The sequence below is a fragment of the Methanobrevibacter sp. genome, assembly GCA_022775905.1.
Taxonomy (GTDB): Archaea; Methanobacteriota; Methanobacteria; order Methanobacteriales; family Methanobacteriaceae; genus Methanocatella.
Genome location: JALFJX010000030.1, coordinates 1 through 19,832 on the forward strand (window position 1 = coordinate 1; position 19,832 = coordinate 19,832).

The window sequence follows — 19,832 nt, forward strand, 5'->3', positions numbered from 1 at the left end:
AAAACTGGATCTTCTTCTATTACAGTAAAAGAAAGAACTTCTACTAAACTTACTTGGAAAAGTGGAACATCATTCTATCAAGGTACTCAAACCTACAAAGTTTTGTTACAAGATGCAAACGGTAAAGCATTAGCTAGTAAAGCTCTTAAATTGACTGTCAATGGTAAATCATATTCAGCTACAACTGCTTCAAATGGTTATGCAACATTTAAAGTGAATGTTGCTCCTGGAAATTACTCAGTTTCATTTAATTATACAGCTACTGGAGATAATACATATGCTCCAAGTTCTAATACTGCAAAAATCAGTGTTGAGAAAAAAGAGGGCACTGGATATGGATATTGGGTTTATTCTTCTGATATGAAAAGTGTAGACCTTGACAAGTTAGCTTCTCAGGGAACTACTGATTTGTTCTTAAATTTTAAAGCTGTAAGTGATAATCAATCTGCTGTGGAATCATGGATTGCAAGTGCCAATAAATTAGGAATGAGAGTTCATATTTGGATGCAAGTATTTTATGAGAATAGTGCTGGATGGACTAATCCTGTTGTAAATGGAAAACCAAATGGAGCATTCTTTGAGAAAAAGATTATTGAAGCTCAAGGATATGCAAAAATCAAAGGTGTATCCGGTATTCACTTGGATTATTTGAGATATCCTGGTAATGCTTATAAAACAACTGGAGGTACTGCAGCTATAAGTCAGTTTGTTGAAGATGCTGTTGAAGCTATCCACAATATTAATCCTGATATTATTGTTTCAGGAGCATTGATGCCTGAAACCACAAGTCTTTCATATTACTATGGTCAGGATTATGCTGTACTTACACAATATCTTGATGTTGTAGTTCCAATGATTTATAAAGGAAACTACGGTAAAACCTCAACATGGATTACCACAACCACTAAATGGTTTGTTGATAATTCCAAAGGTGCATATGTATGGGCTGGTTTACAAGGATACAAATCAGATAATGATGTTACAAAATTATCTGCTTCTGCAATCAAAACTGATGCACAAGCAGCATTGAATGGTAAAGCTCCTGGTGTAATTATATTCAGATGGGGTGTGACCAACTTTGTAGATTTTACTACATTGTCTGACATGTCATCATCTCCAAGTACTACTGGATCTGTAAGTGTTGCAGATATTGTTGCAGCAGCAAATACCTTAAAAACTACTATTGATTCAAAGAATAGTATTCCTGCAACCGTTAGTGTTGGAGGAGTAAGTTATTCAATTGCTCAATTCTTGTACATGATGACTGAAGCTGTTAAAAATATTAATGCAAGTAAAACTTCTTCACAGATTTTACCTGTATCTGTAGCAGTTCCAGCAAATCCTTCAGAATCATTTAAATCAGGAAATGTTTCAATTGAAAATTATATGGATATTGCAAATAGGGTCAGTTCATTCATTAAAGAGAATGGTCAAGCTCCGAATTTTGCTTCATCCCAATTAGGTACTATTGATTATGATTCTTTAGTTGAAATGTTTGCAGATATTTTAGCATTTGATAAGACTAATGATAGATTGCCTAAATGGGTAACAGTTAAGAACACTACAAAAACAGAAGTAGTAACTGCTAAAACAATTTCCGTTAAGGATATTGTCACTGGTGCAACTAATTTGAAAAAATATTATGATACTAATAAAAAATTACCAACTATTGTAACTGCTGGTGGAATAAAATTCACTTTAGCTGAGTTTACTTACTTGATGAGTCAGGCTATTTATCAAATTGGCAAATCAAATACTAAAGCAATTACAATAATTACTGGTCTTAAAACTAATGACCCATCTGGAGATAATATTCCTTCAAAAGACTTGTCAAAAGAAGGTTATCTTAAAGTTGCATATAATGTTGCAAATTATGTCATAAAGAATGATATAATGCCGGGTTCTGCTAAATCTGATGTAGGTAAAATTATCTACTCTGAATATGTTGATGCATTCTCACGTATATTAGCATTCTATGGAACTAATAATCGTTTGCCAAATTCAGTATTAATTACTTATTCAACAAGTTCCAGTTCAGGATCAAGTTCTGGTTCTGCAATTAGTGTTACTGGTTCTGGTTTAAATGAAAAGAATACTGTAACTGATTTGGCTAAATATCTTAAAGCAACTAAAAACTGTGAAGTTGGTAATAGTAAGATTAAATCTCTTGTTGATTCATTAACTAAAGGTTTAACAACAGATTTACAAAAAGCTACTAAAATCTTTAATTATGTAAGAGATACTTTATCTTACAGTTTCTATTATAATACAAGATATGGTGCTGTTGGTACTTTAACAAATCAAAAAGGAAACTGTGTGGATCACTCTCACTTGTTGGCGGCTATGTTCAGAACTGCTGGTCTTGCAACCAGATATGTTCATGGAACTTGTACATTTTCAAGTGGAAGTACATATGGTCACGTTTGGACTCAAGTATTAGTTGATGGCCAATGGAAAGTTGCTGATGCAACTAGTTCAAGAAATTCTCTTGGAAGCGTAGCAAATTGGAATACTAAAACTTTTTCATTAGGTGAAATTACTAATGAGATTTTATTCTAATTTTCTACTTCTTTTTTTATTTTTTTAATTTCATTTTATTTGCTGATTATTTTTTAGGTATACAAAAACTTTTTTATACTTTAAGCCATAAACATTAAAACAATTATTGAGGTAGGTGAAAACTATGGCTAATGGTAAAATTAGTGAAAATATTGAAGAATACCTTGAAGTTCTTTATTGCAATGGAAGTAATGGGGAACAGGTTTCTACTACTAAATTATCTGATGAATTGGGTATTGCGCCTGGAAGCGTAACTCAAATGCTTAAAAAATTAGAAAAATTAGGTTATATTAGGTATACTCCATATAAAGGTGCTACTTTATCTCATGAAGGTATGAGAATAGCTAGAAAAATTACCAGAAAACATAGAATTTTAGAAAAATTCTTGTTGGATGTTTTAAAAGTTAAAGAGGAAAATGTTCATGAACAAGCTTGTGAAATGGAGCACACATTATCTGACGAAGCAGAAAGAGCATTATGTAACATGTTACAGCATCCTGATGTTTCTCCTGATGACCGTGTAATTCCAGCTTGTAACTTTAACTTTGAAAGTTGTAATCAATGTTTCTCTCAAAAAGATTTTGATCAAATCATGAACAGGGAAGTTAATTTATTATGTATTTCAGAATTAACTTCTGATACTGAAGGAACTATTTCATTCATTCGTGGAAATCCTGACCTCTTAGATGATATTTCAAATTTGAATATTAAGGTTGGTAATACTTTACTGTATTCAGTTGAAGATAATCAAAATGAAGATAATTATGTAGTTATCATGGATGGTGAAAAGTTCAATATTCCTGCAGAAATGGCTAATAACATTTTCATTGGAATTTAACTTTTCTTTTTTTTCTTTTTTTACAAACAAACAAAAATATATATAATATTTTATTCAAACTAATATCATTAATATAATTTATTTCTTTTTACGGTGTTTTAATGCGTGGTAATCTATCAAATGATATTGTTTCTATTAAGATTGAAGAAGGTAGCAAAAGACCAATAGCTTTGCATGAAAAAAGCAAGTTTGGTAAAATTGAAGCAGACTCATTGAATATTTCTTTGATTGAAGCTTGTTATCTATTGGAAAAAGGTCGTTTGGACATTTATGAGGATGATGTTGAATGCAGTGTAGGTTACATCATTGATCTTTTAAAGGAACAGGAATTATTTGGAAAATATGTCGTTTACCGTGATTTAAAAGACCGTGGATATGTAATTAAGACTGGATTTAAATATGGGTCTGATTTTAGATTGTATAATCGTGGAGGAGGTCCAGGTCAAGGACATTCTGATTATTTGGTTAAAATTATTTTTGAAAATTATGAAATCAATGCTCTTGACTTTGCAAGTTATGTTAGGGTTTCTCATGGTGTTAACAAAAAATTGCTGTTAGCTATTGTGGATGATGACTTTGATATTACTTACTACAATATTGAATGGACTAGACCTTAAATTAAATCAAAGGAATGTATTATATTTTAATAATGAAATTTATTTATTATAATAATTTTTAATCATAAATGTAATTTAGTGAGGTTGTCGGTGATAATATGGAAGATTTAATAGATCCATGGGCATCATTTAGCTTAGATTATGATAAATTAGTTAATCAATTTGGTATTGGTAAAGTTTCAGATATCATAAATGAAATTAATAATCCTCAAAGATTAATGCAAAGAGGGGTGATATTTGGACACAGAGAGTTCAATGAAATTAATAATTTAATCAATCAAGATAAAGATTTTGCTGTTGTAACTGGTATGATGCCAAGTGGTCAAATGCATATTGGTCATAAGATGGTTGTTGACCAATTGAAATGGTATCAGGAAAAAGGAGCAATGCTATCTCTTCCTATTGCAGATTTAGAATCTTATGCTGCTCGTGGAATGAGTTTTGAGAAAGGTCGTGAAATTGCTGTAAATGAATATTTAACAAACTGGATAGCACTTGGCCTTGATTTGGAAAAGGATAATGTAAATGTGTATTTGCAGTCTCAAAATAAAGCACTCCAAGATTTAGCATTTAAAGCAGCAAGTAAAACTAATTTTAATCAACTTAAAGCAATTTATGGATTTACTCCATCAACAAACATTGCTCATGTTCAAGCACCTTTAATGCAGGTTGCAGATATTTTACTTCCACAAATTGAAGAATTTGGAGGTCCAAAAAAGGTTGTTGTTCCTGTTGGAATCGACCAGGATCCTCATATCAGATTGACAAGAGATATTGCTCAAAAACTTCATGAAGATTTAGGATTTTTAACCCCTGCATCTACATACCACAGGTTCTTAACTGGTTTGACCGGTGATAAAATGAGCAGCTCAAAACCAGCTACTGCAATTTACCTTAATGATGAAACAAAAAATGCAGTCAAAAAGGTTAAATCTGCTAAAACTGGTGGTAGAGAAAGCTTAAAAGAGCAACAAGAATTAGGTGGGGAAGTAGATAAGTGCGTAATATATGAAATGCTATTGTACCACTTTATTGATGATGATAGTGAACTTGCAAAAATCAGAGAGGAATGTTTGAATGGAACCCTCCGCTGTGGTGATTGTAAAGTAAGAACTGCTGAATTGATGGAAAAATTCATGGAAGACTTAAAAGAAAAACAAGTTGAAGCTCGTGAAATTGCTAAAACTTTATTATAAAGATAATTTTTAATTAATAATAGATGTGATTATATGATAAGATGTGTATCATGTGGAGAAGAATACGACGATGACGAAGTAATCTACACTTGTGAAAAATGTGGATCAGTACTCGAACTCGTTAATGAAATTGATGTTTCTAAAGACATTTTTGATGGTAGAAAAGACACTTTATGGAAATTTAAAGAATGTATTCCTGTAGATGAGAAAAAAATTGTTTCTCTTGAAGAAGGTGGAACCCCATTCTGTAAATGTGATAAATTAGGAAAAGAACTTGGTGTAAACTTATATGTTAAAGTAGAAGGTTCAAACCCTACTGGAAGTTTCAAAGACAGAGGAATGACTGTCGGTATGACCAAAGCAATGGAATTAGGTGTTCACACTGTTGGTTGTGCTTCAACCGGAAACACTTCCGCATCATTATCTGCTTATGCTGCTCGTGCAGGATTAAGATGTATTGTATTCTTGCCTTCTGGAAAAGTTGCTTTAGGAAAATTAGCTCAAGCAATGTTCCACGGTGCTGAAGTAATGTCCATTAACGGAAACTTCGATGAAGCTTTAGAAGCAATGACTGCTCTTGCATTAGAAAAACATCTTTACTTATTAAACTCAATCAACCCATACAGATTAGAAGGACAAAAAACAATAGGTTACGAAATTGTTCGTGACTTAGGTTGGCAGGCTCCTGACAGAATTATCTTGCCTGTTGGAAATGCAGGAAATATTTCTGCAATCTGGAAAGGTGTCAGTGAATTCTATAATGCCGGATTCATTAAAGATTTACCAATGATGACTGGTATTCAAGCAGAAGGTGCTTGTCCTGTAACTAATGCGTTCAAAAAAGGAGATAAAAGAGTTGTACCTGTAGAAAATCCTGAAACTATTGCTACAGCTATCCGTATTGGTGCTCCTGTAAGTGACATTAAAGCATTAAATGCAATTTATGATTCAAATGGTTACTCTGAAACCGTAACTGATGAAGAAATTCTCGATGCACAAAAGTTACTTGCAAGAACTGAGGGTATTGGTGTTGAACCAGCTTCTGCAGCTTCAATTGCGGGTCTTAAAAAACTTGTTGATGAAGGTGTAGTTGATGAAGGTGAAACAATCACTTGTGTTGTAACTGGACACTTATTAAAAGATCCTAATACTGCTATTGAAGCATGTACCAAACCTACTCAAGTTGATGCTGATATCGACACATTAAGAAAAATCTTAATGAACAAATAAATTGAGCTTTGAAACTCATTTTATTTCTATTTTTTCTTTTATTCTTTATTTATCAAATTTTAAATAATACTTTTTTTATTTAAGCTAAGTTTTGAAAAACATTTTTAAAGATAATACTAAACCTATCTATGTTATAATAGTATGTCTTTAAATGTTGTAATTATCAAGATTTAACACTAATGCACCAATATATTTATATATAAGCAAATTATAACTATTATTAACAAAATTATGAGGTGTTATATCATGGCTGAATTACCATTCGCTCCTGTAGGAAGAATCTTAAAAAACGCAGGTGCTCAAAGAGTAAGTGACGATGCAAAAATCGCATTAACCGAAGCAATCGAAGATTACGGAAACGAAATCGCTGCTAAAGCTGTAGGTTTTGCACGTCATGCTGGTAGAAAAACTGTAAAAGCTGAAGATGTAAAATTAGCAATCAAATAGATTTGTTGATTTTCTTTTTTGATAGTAAATCTTTTACTATCTCTTTTACATTTTTTCGATTAAGAAATTCATTATTTTTCTAAAAATTACTTATTTTCGCTTTATTTTTAAAAACATTTATATACTATGTAGACTAATCTATTAAATGTCTAGTTCTCTAGAATTATTTCATTAATTACTAAATTTTTATTTTTAGTTTTGCTAAAAATTATATGAAATTCAGAAGTATTTGTATTGAAAGTTTAATCCCTCTTATTTTTTTCTCGGGATTATATTTAGTGATATATGAATTTATTCAAGAATTAGTATTATTAAAACTATATTAAATTATTCCCTGAATAATTTGAGTAATTTCTATAGTTAAAAAATAATATAACTATATATAATTACATTATATTATGATTCAAAATGAATTGTAATATCTGCCTATGGATGGCACAGCCAGATGAAAAAGGAGGTATATTTTATGGCAAACATTTATGTAAAATTTGACACACCTGAAGAATTAGCTAAACAAGCTGAAGAAGCATTAGAAACTGCATTTACCACTGGTAAAGTAGCAAAAGGAACTAACGAAGTAACTAAATTCATCGAAAGAGGAGACGCAGCATTAGTTGTTATCGCAGAAGATGTAGATCCTGCTGAAATCGTTGCTCACATTCCTGTATTAGCAGATGAAAAAGAAATCCCTTACGTTTACTTACCTACCAAAGAACAAGTTGGTGGAGCTGCTGGATTAACCGTTGGTACCGCTTCTGCATGTATTGTAGATGCTGGTGATGCTGAAGCTGCTGTTGCTGAAATCGTAGAAAAAGTTGCTGAATTAAAAGACTAGATTCTTTTAATTGAATTACGGTGATTTACATGGAAGAAGGAACTCCTGCTGAAGTCATTAAAGTTTTAAAAAGAACTGGTATGACTGGTGAGGTAATGCAAATTAAATGCAGAATCCTCGATGGTAGAGACAAAGGAAGAATTTTAACAAGAAACATTATGGGACCTGTAAGGGAAGGCGACATTTTAATGTTACTTGATACAATTAGAGAAGCTAAGGAAATTAGAACTCCTTAAGAAGGTGTAAGAACATGAGAACTTGTTCATTCTGTGGAAAAGAAATTGAAGAAGGTACAGGTAAAATGTACGTCAAAAGAGATGGCTCAATTTATTTCTTTTGTAGCAGTAAATGTGAAAAAAATATGATCAAACTCGGAAGAGTTCCAAGAAAAGTTAAATGGGTTAAAGAATGATTCAAAAAAGTTTTGTTATGATGAAACCCGACGCTGTTCAAAGACGTCTTATGGGTAAAGTTTTGTCTCGTTTTGAGCAAAAAGGTCTCAAAATCGTTGCTTGTAAATTAATACAAATTGATGAAGAATTAGCAAAAACTCATTATGGAGAACACGCTGAAAAACCATTCTTCCCAGGTTTAGTTGAATACATTACTTCTTCACCATCTTTAGCTATGGTAATTGAAGGAGAAGAAGCTATTACCACTATCAGAAAATTAGTTGGTGCAACTAATCCTTTAGAAGCAGACCTTGGAACTATTAGAGGAGATTTCGGTATGGATACTGGAAGAAATATTATCCACGCATCCGATGCTCCAGAATCTGCTGAAAGAGAAATTGCTCTTTTCTTTAATGAAGATGAAATTTGCGATTATCAAATTGTTGATAACGATTTGATTTATGAATAAATTTAAATTTTAAAGATTTATTATCAAAGACGATATTATGAAAATCAGATCCCCGATTGTATCAGTTTTAGGACATGTAGACCATGGAAAAACTACATTGTTAGATTATATTAGAGGAAGCACTATCGCTGATAAAGAAGCAGGTGGTATTACTCAACACATTGGTGCTACTGAAATTCCAAATGATACTATTGAAGAAATCTGTGGAAATTTTATATCAAGATTAACTATCAAAGATTTAATCCCTGGATTATTCTTCATTGATACTCCTGGTCACGCAGCATTCACCAGTTTGAGAAAACGTGGTGGAGCATTAGCTGACTTAGCAATTTTAATTGTTGATATTAATGATGGATTTAAACCACAAACTTATGAAGCTTTAAACATTCTTAAAATGTATAAGACTCCATTCATTGTTGTCGCTAACAAAATCGATAGATTGTTTGGTTGGGAGACACATGAAAGAGCTTCATTTACTGAATCTTTTAAACAACAAGCTCCAAGTGTTCAACAAGATTTAGATCTTAAACTTTACGAACTTGTTGGTACTCTTCACAAAGAAGGTTTCCAATCCGAAAGATTTGATAGAGTAAGTAATTTTGCTTCACAGATTAGTATTATTCCTATTAGTGCTAGATCCGGTGAAGGTATTATTGAAGTATTAGCAATGTTACTTGGACTCGCTCAAGAATATTTAACTGAACAATTAGAAATTAATGAAGATGCTCCTGCTAAAGGCACTATCTTGGAAATCAAAGAAGAAGTAGGATTAGGTCTTACTGTTGATAGTATTATTTATGATGGTGTTTTACGAACTAATGATGAAATTGCTTTAATTAATTCTTCAAATGAAGTTGTAACTACTAAAGTTAGATCTATTTTAAGACCACTTCCTCTTGAAGAAATGAGAGATTCTAAAAAGAAATTCAGAAAATTGGATGAAGTTGTTGCAGCTGCAGGTATTAAGATTGCTGCACCTAATTTAGATGATGTTGTTTCCGGTTCACCACTTAGAGTATTAAGTGATGAGGAAGATGTTGAAGAACAGCTCTTAAAAGAAATTGAAGATATTACCATTAGTACTGAAGACGAAGGTCTTTTAGTTAAAGCAGATACATTAGGTTCTCTTGAAGCTGTTGTTAAGCTTTTAAGAGATTTGGATATTCCTATTCGTGAAGCAGATATTGGTGATGTAAGTCGTAGGGATATTATTAACTCTAAAATTGCATTAACTGAAAATGAAGCTCATGGAGCTATCATTGCATTTAATGTTGATGTTCATTCTAATGCTGAAGATGATTTAGCAAATGCTGATATTAAACTCTTCAAAGGAGATGTTATATATCAAATCATCGAAGATTATCAGGAATGGACTGAAGAAATTGAAAGAGCTAAGAAGAAAGCATTTTATGATGCTATCGTTAAACCTGCAAAATTCATGTCATTACCTAAATTGGTTTTCCGTCAAAGTAAACCAGCAATTATCGGAATTGAATCACTCAGTGGTACTGTTAAACAAGGTCAAACTTTAATTAACAAAAACGGTGAATATGTTGGTGTAATAGTCAGTATGGAAGATAAAGGTGAAACATTACCATCTATTCCTAGAGGCCAAAGGGTGGCTATGGCTATTAAAGATGCAATTGTTGGAAAACATTTCGAAGAAGGGGATGAATTATACGTTGATGTTTCAGAGAAACATTACAAATTCATTGAAAGAGAATTCAAAGATAAATTGACTGAAGATGAATTCGAAACTCTCTACGAGTTAGTAGAAATCAAACGTAAAAAAGATCCTGATTGGGGTAAATTTGGTCTTTTTGAATAATAAATTAATTATTACATATAAAAAATTAAGGAGGAAATACCATGGCATTCAAAGTTGTTGTATCTCAAGGTGCTGAAACTCATCAAATTGAAGTAGATGAAACTAAAGCTTTCAATGGTTTAACTATCGGTGAAGAATTTGATGGTGGACTTGTCGGTTTAGATGGTTACACTTTAAAAGTTACCGGTGGAAGTGATAAAAACGGTTTCACCATGAAAAAAGATGTTTCAGGTACTAGAAGAATCAAAAGTTTATTAACTGGCGGTATCGGTTATCATCCTAAAGCTGATGGTGTTAAAAGAAGAAAAACTGTAAGAGGAAACACTATTGCTGAAGATATCGTACAAATCAACACTGTAGTAACTCAAGCTGGAAGTAAATCAATAGCTGATATTCTTGGTGCTGGTGAAGAAGAGGAAGAATAGTTATACTATTTTTCTTATTTTACTTTTAAGTCGAATTAAAATTATTAAAAAGGTGGTTATCTGTGAACGTACAATCAGATGTTAACATAGGTTTAGTTGGTCACGTAGATCATGGTAAAACCACTCTTACAAAAGCGTTATCAGGAATTTGGACTGATACTCACAGTGAGGAAACAAAAAGAGGTATCTCTATCCGTTTAGGATATGCAGATATTGAATTTAGAAAATGTCCTGAATGTGGTGAACCTGAATGTTACACTACTGCTGATAAATGTCCAATTTGTGGGAGTGAAACTGAATTAATTAGAAAAGTATCATTCGTTGATGCTCCAGGTCACGAAACCCTTATGGCAACTATGTTATCTGGTGCTGCAATTATGGATGGTGCAGTATTAGTTATTGCTGCAAATGAAACTTGTCCACAACCACAAACTAAGGAACATCTTATGGCACTTGATGTTATCGGTGTAAAAGATGTTATTGTAGTTCAAAATAAAATTGATATTGTTTCAAAAGAAAGAGCTATCGAAAGTTATAATGAAATTAAGGAATTTGTTAAAGGTACTTGTGCTGAAGATGCTTTAATTATCCCTGTTTCTGCTCAACAAGGAGCTAATGTAGATATCTTGATTGAAGCAATGCTTAAACAAATCCAACCTCCTGAAAGGAATGTTGATGACAATGCATTAATGCATGTAGCTAGATCCTTTGATATTAATAAACCTGGTTCAGGTGCTAATAAAATTAAAGGTGGAGTCATCGGAGGTACTTTAATTCAAGGTAAATTCAAACTTGGTGACATTATTGAAATCAGACCAGGTCCAACCAATGATGGTAAAAGAATGACTTTAACCTCAGAGATTATTGGTCTTGAGGCTAATGGTGAACAAGTTGAAGAAATTGGCCCTGGAGGTCTTGTTGGTATTGCAACTAAATTAGATCCATCTTTAACTAAATCAGATTCATTATCCGGTACAGTTGCTGGTGAAGAAGGTACTTTACCTGATGTATTAGATAGTTTTGTAATGGATGCTAATTTACTTGATCGTGTTGTCGGTACTAAAGAAGAACGTGATGTTGCTCCAATTAAGCTTAAAGAACCTTTAATGATTAATTGTGGTACTACAACTACAATCGGTGTTGTTACATCTACTAAGAAAAACGAAGTTGAAGTAATGCTTAAATTACCTGTATGTGCAAGTCCAGGTGATAGAGTTGCTTTAAGTCGTAGAGTTGGGGCTCGTTGGAGATTAATTGGTTACGGTATTATTAAATAGAGGGAAAATAATGGACTCTAAAGAAGTTGTAATTGATACCAATTTTTTTATGGTTCCTTTTCAGTTCAATGTTGATATCATCACTGAACTTGAAAAATTATTACCTTCTTATAATTTAACTACTCCAAGCTTTGTTATCAATGAATTGAAGGGTTTGAAACGAAATAAAAATGCAAAAATAAGGTTAAATGCAAATTTAGCTTTAAAATTGGCTAATTCTTCAAAAGTTGAAATAAAGGATATTTCATTACTTGAAAATGAAACTGTGGATGATGCGTTACTTAGAGTTTCAGAAGTTTTAGCTACGAATGACATTGAATTAAAAAATCGTGCAAAGGACAAAGGTATTACCGTTGCATATTTAAGACAAAAAAAATATATTGCTGTTGAGGGTAAAATATAATATTAATTAAACTTATTAATAAAATGAGGGATTATTTTGTATTATAGAACAAAAATTAGGGATACTGTAAGAATTCCGCCTTACAAGTTTGAAAGTCCTATTAATGAAGTCGCTATTGAAACTTTAAACGAACAGTATGCTGGTCGTTTAGATAAAAAATTAGGTTTACTCATTTGTGTTAATGATATTCTTGAAATTGGTGAAGGTAAACTCATTATTGGTGATGGAGCTACATATCATAATGTTGTTTTCGAAGCAATTTTCTTTAAACCAGAACAACATGAGATTTTCGATGGTGAAGTAATTGATATTGTTGATTACGGAGCATTCGTGAGAATTGGACCTATGGATGGTTTAATCCATGTTTCCCAAGTAACTGATGATTATATTACTTATGATGGTAAAAGAGGTGCTTTACTTGCAAGAGAATCTAACAAAGTTTTAGAAGAAGGAGACTTAGTTAGAGCTAGAGCAGTAAGTGTTTCTATTAAAGATGAATCAAATAATAACATTGAAAACAGTAGGAATTCTAAAATTCCACTTACAATGAGACAAACTAATTTAGGCAGATTCGAATGGATTGAAGAAGCCAAACAAAAAAATAAGAAGGTTAAAGAATGAAAGCTTGTACCACTTGTAAATTAATTTCAAATAAGGATCACTGCCCTGAATGTGGAAATCCAACTTCAGATAATTGGAGTGGTCTTTTAATTATAACTGATCCTAATGAATCTACTGTCGCTCGTGAATTAAATATTAAAGTTCCGGGCGAATACTGTTTAAGAGTAAGATAGAGGTTTTATTGTGTTACGTTTAGATACAGAAAATGAAGATATAATGGCTGCGCTTAAAAGACCTTTAGGCAAATTATATCCTAACTTCGAAGATGCAATTGATGAAATCAAGTCTTCAGAGTTTTTAATTTCTGTTGGTGATGCAACATTTGGTAATCTTACTGATTATGAATTATACCCTAATATAGGTATAATTGATAATGTAATTCAAAGAAAAAATCATACTCATGAAATTATACGTGCAGATCACATTTTAAAAGCGAATAATCCTGCTGGAACCATTACAGATGATCTATGGGAAACCATAGGCCAAGCTCTTGAATTATCTAACTCTGGCGAATGTTATGTAATTGAAGTAGCAGGGGAAGAAGATCTTGCAGTTCTTCCTTGCATCATGATGGCAAGTCCGGAAACTACCATTTTATATGGTCAGCCAAATGAAGGTTTAGTGCTTTTAAAAGTTTCTGATTTAAAAAATAAAGCTAAAAAGCTTATTGACGGATTTATTAAAGAATAAATTAAATGAGGTTTTATTATGGAAATCGAATTTATCGCAGAAAAAGAAAATAAATTATTTAACAGAAAAGAAATTAAATTTTACGTTGATTATGATGGAGAAGCAACTCCTAAAATTTTAGACATTAAATCAAAATTAGTTGCTTTATTAAACACTAAAAAAGATTTAATTGTTGTTGACAATGTACAACCTCACTACGGTGAACCTAAAGCATTAGGTTACGCTAAAGTTTACGCAACCGTAGAAGACTTAAAATACATTGAAACTAATCACGTATTAGCTAAAAACGAAGAACCTGCAGAAGAAGCAGAAGATGAAGAATAGGTGATTTGAATGGTAAGAAAATCTGATCTTTACAAAGTAGATGGAGACAAAATTGAAAGAAAAAACCCAATTTGTCCTCGTTGTGGTGAAGGTGTATTCATGGCTGATCACGGTGACAGATTTGCTTGTGGTAAATGCGGATACACTGAAATGAAAAAATAAGATTTTTATAATCTTTATTTTCTTTTTTTATTTATTTTTATTTTATAATTTATTTTAATCATTTTTATGAAGGGATTCTTTTGGATAATATTAGAAATGGTCGTTTTAAAACTGGAATGACTGATGAAGCTGCTATTTATACTTCATCACTTGAAGCAGACAAACTTCTCTTTGAAGCTGATATTAAAACTAATTTTGCTCACACTTCAATGTTAAAGCATGAAGGTATTGTTGATGGTGAAATAGCAGATAAAATTTTATGTGCTCTTGATTCTCTTAAAGAGGAAGGCTATGATGCATTGGTATTTGATCCTTCTGTTGAAGATGTGCACATGGCTATTGAAAATTACGTTACTTCTAAAATTGGACCTGAAGCTGGTTTTATGCATACTGCTAAATCACGTAACGATCAAGTGGCTTGTGATGTAAGACTTGTTTTAAGAGAAGAAATTATCAATATTCAAATTGGTATTTTAGAATTTATGGAAGGCCTTGTTGAAATGGCAGGTGAACACTTGGAAGATGTTTTCATAGGTTTTACTCACTTGCAACATGCTCAGCCTATTACTATTGCACATCATTTAATGGCTCATGTACAGGCTCTTAAAAGAGATTATGAACGTTTAGCTGACACTTATAAACGTGTTAACTTAAACCCGTTAGGTTCTGCTGCAATGGCAACTACAAGTTTTCCAATTAACAGACAATTAACAACAGATTTACTTGGTTTTGATGCATATTTGGAAAACTCAATGGATGGAGTTTCTGCAAGGGATTTCATTGCTGAGAGTGTCTTTGATTTGGTATCATTATGTACCACTTTGTCTAAAATCTGTGAGGAATTGGTTTTATGGAGTACATATGAATTCGGAGTTATTGAAATGGCGGATGAATATTCATCAACTTCTTCTATTATGCCTCAAAAGAAAAACCCTGACGTAGCGGAACTTGCAAGAGGTAAATGTGCAATCGTTAATGGTGAATTAGTTACTATTTTAACTATTCTTAAAGCTATTGCATACACTTACAATAGGGATTTACAGGAAATCACTCCACACTTATGGAATTCATTAAAAGTTACCAAAGACACTTTATCTATAGTAACTAAAATGTTATTATCTGTTGAATTTAAAACTGAAAGATGTGCTGAACTTGCTGGTAAAAACTTTGCAACTGCAACAGATTTAGCAGATATTATGGTACGTGAAAAACAAATTCCATTTAGAACTGCTCACAAAATCGTTGGAAGAATAGTTAATGAAGCAACTGCTAACAGTATGGCAGAAGAAGATATCACTTCAAAATTCATTGATGATATTGCAGTTGAGTTAGGTTTTGATGAATTGAATTTAGATGATGAATTGATTCAAAGAGCTTTAAATCCTGTTGAAAACGTAAGAATTAGAGCTGTTCCTGGTGGACCTGCACCTGAAATGGTTGAAATTGCACGTGAAAACATTAAAGATTTCTTAAATGTTGAATTTGAAAAACTTGGAATTTAATTCCAATATTTTTTTTAAAAAAATAGTTATTTAGGTTGACCTAAATATTTATATACTTTTGTTTATTAATATATTATTGTCGAGATAATCATTGATTATTTCGTAAGGTGGAGATATTAATAGAATACCAATCATTGGTAATGCTCAGCTTCTATTCATATTTCTATTCTTCTTTATTTTCGTGTTTTTGTGATTCCAAATAGCTTTCATGGATTTCTTCTGCTAGTTCTTCATTTCCTTCAATAATCGGTCCGGTATAGTCACAGTCATAGCAAACCCATTGGGACCAGTTTTGAGGAATAATCCATTTCACTTTTCTAGATCCACATCTAGGACAAATTTTATGCATCATATTATTCAATCTTGTAAAAGCTCCATATTAAATCTAATGCTTCTCCAGGTTCAAGTGCACCTGAACGTGTTTCTCTTAGAATCCTTTGAATTGAGAATTTTTTAATGTGTGGGAATTTTCTATGGGATTCATAAAGAAGTGGACATCCGAACCCTTTGAATGTGCTTAAATCATATGTTTTGATTAAGGATTTTATCTCTTGTTTTGCAACACTTAAACTTGCTGGAAGGTTCAAGCGATATAATGATTCTTCTTGTAAATTTATGCATTGGCTACCTGTTGCAAGCATATCTCCAAAAATTATTATTGGAATTTCTTTTGATTTTGCATATTCTTTCAAATGTTCGCCAGTGTTTTTGGAACATCTTCCGCAGGGATGGATTTTCCCGGTAAATGCTTCTTCAATAACATCTGAATAATCGGTTTTAATATATTCATGATGTACATCCAATGCATCACATACTTTTTTAATATTTCTTTTAAACTGTTTTGGAAGTACTATTGTTCCTGGGTCTACTGTAACAGCAACGGGATTAAAACCTAAGCTTTTTGCTAAAATCAATGAAAAACTGCTGTCAACACCACCTGATAGTGCAACAACTGCTTCATGTTTATTGGATTCTTCAAACTTTTTTTCATTAATATAATTTTCAAAATTGAAACTATATAAATTGGATAATTTGTCATTAATAGCTTTTTCCAAGTTTTTTAAACCAATCAATTCGGAATGTAGGTTGTGCACTGTCTTTTTGGATAACTTTAACTTGTATTCTTTGTTTAAAAAATCACCATATGATTCTACATGAATACTTTCAAGACCTAATTTTTCTCTGAGTTTTCCAACAACCCATCCACCTTTTCCGATAATTGAGGATTTGTCTGGTCTGTCCTCAGTAATAATCCATAATTCTTTGGTATTTTCATTAAAATAAAGTTCTTCAATAAAAATATTGACCTGTTCATGGCCAATTTCTTCTCTTATTGCATTGACTTCATTAAGGATAAATTCTTTAGTATACATCATATCACACTGTTAAGTATTAATTAAAGTTATGTTGTTTAAATGTTTATTAATTTTTTCATGAGTATATATTGTCTTTTTTGTTTACTAAAGTTTAAATATTGTTTTTTTTAATAAAAAATCTAGGAAAAATAATTTTAAATTCGTTTGATGTTTTCGATTATTTTTTCGTGTTTTTTTATATTGTGATATATTTTTATTGAAAAAAATAGGGGGAATTAAAAATTGAAATTAAATAAGATAGTAATATTGTCATTGTTCATTATGCTTGTTTGTTTTATTGGTGCAGCAAGTGCAACTGAAGATGTTAATGATAATATGACAGTTGATTCTCAATCTATTGATGATGTTGACGCTTCTGTTGATGAAGTTGTTTCAGTTGAGTCTAATGATAATCAAGAGAGTGATGGTAGTTTAAATGAACAATCATCATCAAGTTGCAGTGGGACACCTGTCAATGCTACAAATTGGTCAACATTAAGAACATATGCTCAATCAAGTACAAACTATACAATTACTCTCACAGGGAATTCTTATAATATAGGAAATTATATAAATTTTGGTAATAATGCTTGTATAATTGGAACAAGCAAAACTAGTGATGAAATATTGTCTGATGAACCAGTCATTTATTATGTTAATTCTTCATTAGACAGCGGAAATAATGATGGTTCAAGTTGGGATAATGCTTTTTATCCTTTTGATATTTTTGATCCTCTGGAGATGGCAATTGATGAAGCATATGGTAATGAAAATATTATTATTTATGTAGCGGATTATAATGGTACTGTTACTAATATGGCTTTTGCTGATGTTTATAAGAATGTGACATTCATTGGTCAAGGTATAAAATCTATTTTAAGTTTTAATTCAAGAATTTATGCTGCTGGTTTTAATCCAAATGATTATGTAACTTTTATAAATTTCACAATTGATGGGGACGATTTTGGAATTAATACCAATTTTATTAACTGTACTTTTATAAAACAAGTATCAATTTCAAAAGATCTCAAATATCGGGACCCTAGTCATGTTGAGGAATATGGTTATGCTCAAACTTATTTCATGAATTTTACTAATTGTGTTTTCAAAGATGTCATCACTGCTGATGCTTTAGTTACTCTTTACAAATACGGTGCAGTTAATTTCAATAATTGTACTTTTGAGAATATTACTGCGGATTCTTTAGTTTATCATAATGATGCTGGTTATTTTGAAGAGGATGGAATTTCATTTAAAAACTGTACTTTCATTAACTGTAAATATAATGGTATTGTTGATTCTTTAGCTAATTTTGATGATGCTGTTGTTATTGAGGATTGTAATTATGATGGTGATGTTGCGGTTGGTACTACATTTTCACTTAACTTATCTGGATCCCCTCCATTATTTAATACACTTTCCTCAAAATCATCAATAGCTCCCTGTTTTGAATAATTCAGTAGAAAACATTCAGTAAATACAAAAACATGTGTTGTAAATAATGATGCACTTCGAAAAAATCAGGTTTTAGACATGAACAATGTATAATTTATATATGTGTTTAAACTATACATAAATAATTAAAAATTTTGGGTGATTATATGTCAAGACTATACGGCGGCAATGAAGACATCAATTCTGATAAAGTAAAAGACTTCTTCAATAAAAGAGCATCTAAAGAATTTGAAAGCGATTTATCCATAGTTTTGTTCCAGGATAAAGAAAATTCTGAACAAAGACATATTGAAGAGAAAAAACTACTTTTTGAGAGTATTGATGTTTCAAATAAAAAAGTTCTTGAAATTGGCTGTGGAATTGGTCGTTGGGCTGAAGCATTACATGATAAATGTGACTCATTTTTAGGTTTGGACTTTTCACAGGACCTTATTGAAATAGCCAACAAATCAAACAATTATGACAACTGTAAATTCCAGGTAATGTCTGCTACCGATATTAAAATTGATGAACTAATAATCGAACCACCTTTTGATGTTATAGTTATTAGTGGAGTTTTAATGTACATCAATGATAATGACTTGGAAACTATCGTTTCTGAAATTAATAAAATAGGTGCAGAGGATATGAAAATTTTCATTATGGAACCTATTTCATGTATGGAAAACAGATTAACCCTTAGAGATTTCTATTCTGAAGGTTTGGAATCTGATTACAGTGCAATTTATCGTAGAGAAGATGAATACATCGAAGTATTTAAAAAATTCAACTGTAATGAGATTTTCTCAGATAACATTTTTGAAGATTTAAGCGATCATAGCGAAACACAGTACAAATACTTCATTATTGGTTAGAAATTTTAATTTCTATCCTTCTTTTTTTCACTTGCAGATAATCCTGCCAAATAACCTGTTGAAAAAGCAATTTTTAAGTTATACTCACCGGTAGGACCATGTAAATCCAATACTTCACCTGTAAAGTATAAATCAGGTATTACAGTTGACTCCATTGTTTTTGGATTGATACTGTCTAAATCAATACCTCCAATAGTTACTTTAGCCAACTTGTCATTAAAACCAGTTATATTAAAAGTAAATCTTTTTAAATTCTCAATAAGTCTGTTTTTACTTTTTTTATTAATTCTTGAAAGTTGAGTTTCACCATCAAGGTTTATTTCATCTAAAAAGAAATCAATGAACTTGTTTGT

At 31.5% G+C, this 19,832-nt stretch carries 25 protein-coding genes; 22 read left to right on the top strand and 3 right to left on the bottom strand.

Annotated elements, in window-relative coordinates; translation table 11 throughout:
- The 20 genes from MR875_08690 to argH form a co-directional block, all read left to right on the top strand.
- Positions 1 to 2,559 (top strand): hypothetical protein (locus MR875_08690; GenBank protein ID MCI6994912.1); only part of this gene is annotated, 2,559 nt, incomplete at its 5' end.
- A 124-nt stretch (positions 2,560 to 2,683) separates the two neighbouring features.
- The gene (locus MR875_08695; GenBank protein MCI6994913.1) at positions 2,684 to 3,397 is read left to right on the top strand and encodes a metal-dependent transcriptional regulator; all 714 of its coding nucleotides are present in this window, start codon (positions 2,684 to 2,686) and stop codon (positions 3,395 to 3,397) included.
- A gap of 101 nt (positions 3,398 to 3,498) precedes the next feature.
- Complete coding sequence (endA, locus tag MR875_08700; GenBank protein ID MCI6994914.1) at positions 3,499 to 4,014, top strand: tRNA-intron lyase; 516 nt, start codon at positions 3,499 to 3,501, stop codon at positions 4,012 to 4,014.
- Between the two features lie 98 nt (positions 4,015 to 4,112).
- A complete protein-coding gene (locus MR875_08705) occupies positions 4,113 to 5,210 on the top strand; it encodes a tryptophan--tRNA ligase (protein ID MCI6994915.1) in 1,098 nt (365 codons plus the stop codon).
- A 33-nt stretch (positions 5,211 to 5,243) separates the two neighbouring features.
- Positions 5,244 to 6,440: a threonine synthase gene (gene thrC, locus MR875_08710; GenBank protein ID MCI6994916.1), complete on the top strand. Its 1,197-nt coding sequence runs from the start codon at positions 5,244 to 5,246 to the stop codon at positions 6,438 to 6,440.
- 246 nt (positions 6,441 to 6,686) lie between these two features.
- Entirely contained in the window at positions 6,687 to 6,887 is a 201-nt protein-coding gene (locus MR875_08715) for a histone family protein (protein MCI6994917.1), read from the top strand.
- A 466-nt stretch (positions 6,888 to 7,353) separates the two neighbouring features.
- Positions 7,354 to 7,722, top strand: a complete 369-nt coding sequence (gene rpl7ae / locus MR875_08720) for a 50S ribosomal protein L7Ae (protein MCI6994918.1) — start codon at positions 7,354 to 7,356, stop codon at positions 7,720 to 7,722.
- Between the two features lie 29 nt (positions 7,723 to 7,751).
- Positions 7,752 to 7,958: a 30S ribosomal protein S28e gene (locus MR875_08725; protein MCI6994919.1), complete on the top strand. Its 207-nt coding sequence runs from the start codon at positions 7,752 to 7,754 to the stop codon at positions 7,956 to 7,958.
- Positions 7,959 to 7,972: 14 nt separating this feature from the next.
- Positions 7,973 to 8,134, top strand: coding sequence for a 50S ribosomal protein L24e (locus MR875_08730; protein ID MCI6994920.1), 162 nt, complete (start codon positions 7,973 to 7,975; stop codon positions 8,132 to 8,134).
- Complete coding sequence (gene ndk, locus MR875_08735; GenBank protein MCI6994921.1) at positions 8,131 to 8,583, top strand: nucleoside-diphosphate kinase; 453 nt, start codon at positions 8,131 to 8,133, stop codon at positions 8,581 to 8,583. The genes MR875_08730 and ndk overlap by 4 nt, the downstream gene beginning before the upstream one ends.
- A gap of 37 nt (positions 8,584 to 8,620) precedes the next feature.
- Positions 8,621 to 10,411 carry a translation initiation factor IF-2 gene (gene infB, locus MR875_08740; GenBank protein MCI6994922.1) on the top strand — a complete coding sequence of 597 codons (1,791 nt, stop codon included), beginning with the start codon at positions 8,621 to 8,623 and terminating at the stop codon, positions 10,409 to 10,411.
- A gap of 41 nt (positions 10,412 to 10,452) precedes the next feature.
- The gene (locus MR875_08745; protein ID MCI6994923.1) at positions 10,453 to 10,836 is read left to right on the top strand and encodes a 30S ribosomal protein S6e; all 384 of its coding nucleotides are present in this window, start codon (positions 10,453 to 10,455) and stop codon (positions 10,834 to 10,836) included.
- Between the two features lie 62 nt (positions 10,837 to 10,898).
- Entirely contained in the window at positions 10,899 to 12,113 is a 1,215-nt protein-coding gene (locus tag MR875_08750; GenBank protein ID MCI6994924.1) for a translation initiation factor IF-2 subunit gamma, read from the top strand.
- 10 nt (positions 12,114 to 12,123) lie between these two features.
- Positions 12,124 to 12,516, top strand: coding sequence for a twitching motility protein PilT (locus MR875_08755; protein ID MCI6994925.1), 393 nt, complete (start codon positions 12,124 to 12,126; stop codon positions 12,514 to 12,516).
- A 36-nt stretch (positions 12,517 to 12,552) separates the two neighbouring features.
- Positions 12,553 to 13,137 carry a DNA-directed RNA polymerase gene (locus tag MR875_08760; GenBank protein MCI6994926.1) on the top strand — a complete coding sequence of 195 codons (585 nt, stop codon included), beginning with the start codon at positions 12,553 to 12,555 and terminating at the stop codon, positions 13,135 to 13,137.
- The gene (locus MR875_08765) at positions 13,134 to 13,310 is read left to right on the top strand and encodes a DNA-directed RNA polymerase subunit E'' (protein MCI6994927.1); all 177 of its coding nucleotides are present in this window, start codon (positions 13,134 to 13,136) and stop codon (positions 13,308 to 13,310) included. Before MR875_08760 ends, MR875_08765 begins: the two co-directional genes overlap by 4 nt.
- 10 nt (positions 13,311 to 13,320) lie before the next feature.
- Entirely contained in the window at positions 13,321 to 13,827 is a 507-nt protein-coding gene (locus MR875_08770) for a DUF359 domain-containing protein (protein MCI6994928.1), read from the top strand.
- 18 nt (positions 13,828 to 13,845) lie between these two features.
- Positions 13,846 to 14,151 carry a 30S ribosomal protein S24e gene (locus tag MR875_08775; protein ID MCI6994929.1) on the top strand — a complete coding sequence of 102 codons (306 nt, stop codon included), beginning with the start codon at positions 13,846 to 13,848 and terminating at the stop codon, positions 14,149 to 14,151.
- Between the two features lie 9 nt (positions 14,152 to 14,160).
- Positions 14,161 to 14,313 carry a 30S ribosomal protein S27ae gene (locus MR875_08780; GenBank protein ID MCI6994930.1) on the top strand — a complete coding sequence of 51 codons (153 nt, stop codon included), beginning with the start codon at positions 14,161 to 14,163 and terminating at the stop codon, positions 14,311 to 14,313.
- A 116-nt stretch (positions 14,314 to 14,429) separates the two neighbouring features.
- Positions 14,430 to 15,815 carry an argininosuccinate lyase gene (gene argH / locus MR875_08785; GenBank protein MCI6994931.1) on the top strand — a complete coding sequence of 462 codons (1,386 nt, stop codon included), beginning with the start codon at positions 14,430 to 14,432 and terminating at the stop codon, positions 15,813 to 15,815.
- A gap of 163 nt (positions 15,816 to 15,978) precedes the next feature.
- Here the strand turns inward: argH and MR875_08790 are convergent, their stop codons facing one another.
- Together MR875_08790 and MR875_08795 are read right to left on the bottom strand one after the other, a co-directional pair.
- Positions 15,979 to 16,167 carry a hypothetical protein gene (locus MR875_08790; protein MCI6994932.1) on the bottom strand — a complete coding sequence of 63 codons (189 nt, stop codon included), beginning with the start codon at positions 16,165 to 16,167 and terminating at the stop codon, positions 15,979 to 15,981.
- Position 16,168: 1 nt separating this feature from the next.
- Positions 16,169 to 17,188, bottom strand: coding sequence for a 7-cyano-7-deazaguanine synthase (locus MR875_08795; protein MCI6994933.1), 1,020 nt, complete (start codon positions 17,186 to 17,188; stop codon positions 16,169 to 16,171).
- A 225-nt stretch (positions 17,189 to 17,413) separates the two neighbouring features.
- Here MR875_08795 and MR875_08800 point away from each other — a divergent pair, with 225 nt between their 5' ends.
- Both MR875_08800 and MR875_08805 read left to right on the top strand, forming a co-directional pair.
- Positions 17,414 to 18,625, top strand: a complete 1,212-nt coding sequence (locus MR875_08800) for a hypothetical protein (GenBank protein MCI6994934.1) — start codon at positions 17,414 to 17,416, stop codon at positions 18,623 to 18,625.
- Positions 18,626 to 18,771: 146 nt separating this feature from the next.
- Entirely contained in the window at positions 18,772 to 19,479 is a 708-nt protein-coding gene (locus tag MR875_08805) for a class I SAM-dependent methyltransferase (GenBank protein ID MCI6994935.1), read from the top strand.
- Between the two features lie 5 nt (positions 19,480 to 19,484).
- Here MR875_08805 and MR875_08810 read toward each other — a convergent pair.
- Positions 19,485 to 19,832 (bottom strand): NAD(P)/FAD-dependent oxidoreductase (locus MR875_08810; GenBank protein ID MCI6994936.1); only part of this gene is annotated, 348 nt, incomplete at its 5' end.

Coding starts and splice junctions, on each gene's coding strand:
- MR875_08765 (MCI6994927.1), top strand. CDS start 13,134: ATGAAAGCTTGTACCACTTGTAAATTAATTTCAAATAAGGATCACTGC.
- rpl7ae (MCI6994918.1), top strand. CDS start 7,354: ATGGCAAACATTTATGTAAAATTTGACACACCTGAAGAATTAGCTAAA.
- thrC (MCI6994916.1), top strand. CDS start 5,244: ATGATAAGATGTGTATCATGTGGAGAAGAATACGACGATGACGAAGTA.
- ndk (MCI6994921.1), top strand. CDS start 8,131: ATGATTCAAAAAAGTTTTGTTATGATGAAACCCGACGCTGTTCAAAGA.
- argH (MCI6994931.1), top strand. CDS start 14,430: ATGACTGATGAAGCTGCTATTTATACTTCATCACTTGAAGCAGACAAA.
- MR875_08790 (MCI6994932.1), bottom strand. CDS start 16,167: ATGATGCATAAAATTTGTCCTAGATGTGGATCTAGAAAAGTGAAATGG.
- MR875_08795 (MCI6994933.1), bottom strand. CDS start 17,188: ATGTATACTAAAGAATTTATCCTTAATGAAGTCAATGCAATAAGAGAA.
- MR875_08725 (MCI6994919.1), top strand. CDS start 7,752: ATGGAAGAAGGAACTCCTGCTGAAGTCATTAAAGTTTTAAAAAGAACT.
- endA (MCI6994914.1), top strand. CDS start 3,499: ATGCGTGGTAATCTATCAAATGATATTGTTTCTATTAAGATTGAAGAA.
- MR875_08745 (MCI6994923.1), top strand. CDS start 10,453: ATGGCATTCAAAGTTGTTGTATCTCAAGGTGCTGAAACTCATCAAATT.
- MR875_08805 (MCI6994935.1), top strand. CDS start 18,772: ATGTCAAGACTATACGGCGGCAATGAAGACATCAATTCTGATAAAGTA.
- MR875_08755 (MCI6994925.1), top strand. CDS start 12,124: ATGGACTCTAAAGAAGTTGTAATTGATACCAATTTTTTTATGGTTCCT.
- MR875_08695 (MCI6994913.1), top strand. CDS start 2,684: ATGGCTAATGGTAAAATTAGTGAAAATATTGAAGAATACCTTGAAGTT.
- MR875_08730 (MCI6994920.1), top strand. CDS start 7,973: ATGAGAACTTGTTCATTCTGTGGAAAAGAAATTGAAGAAGGTACAGGT.
- MR875_08775 (MCI6994929.1), top strand. CDS start 13,846: ATGGAAATCGAATTTATCGCAGAAAAAGAAAATAAATTATTTAACAGA.
- MR875_08780 (MCI6994930.1), top strand. CDS start 14,161: ATGGTAAGAAAATCTGATCTTTACAAAGTAGATGGAGACAAAATTGAA.
- infB (MCI6994922.1), top strand. CDS start 8,621: ATGAAAATCAGATCCCCGATTGTATCAGTTTTAGGACATGTAGACCAT.
- MR875_08705 (MCI6994915.1), top strand. CDS start 4,113: ATGGAAGATTTAATAGATCCATGGGCATCATTTAGCTTAGATTATGAT.
- MR875_08715 (MCI6994917.1), top strand. CDS start 6,687: ATGGCTGAATTACCATTCGCTCCTGTAGGAAGAATCTTAAAAAACGCA.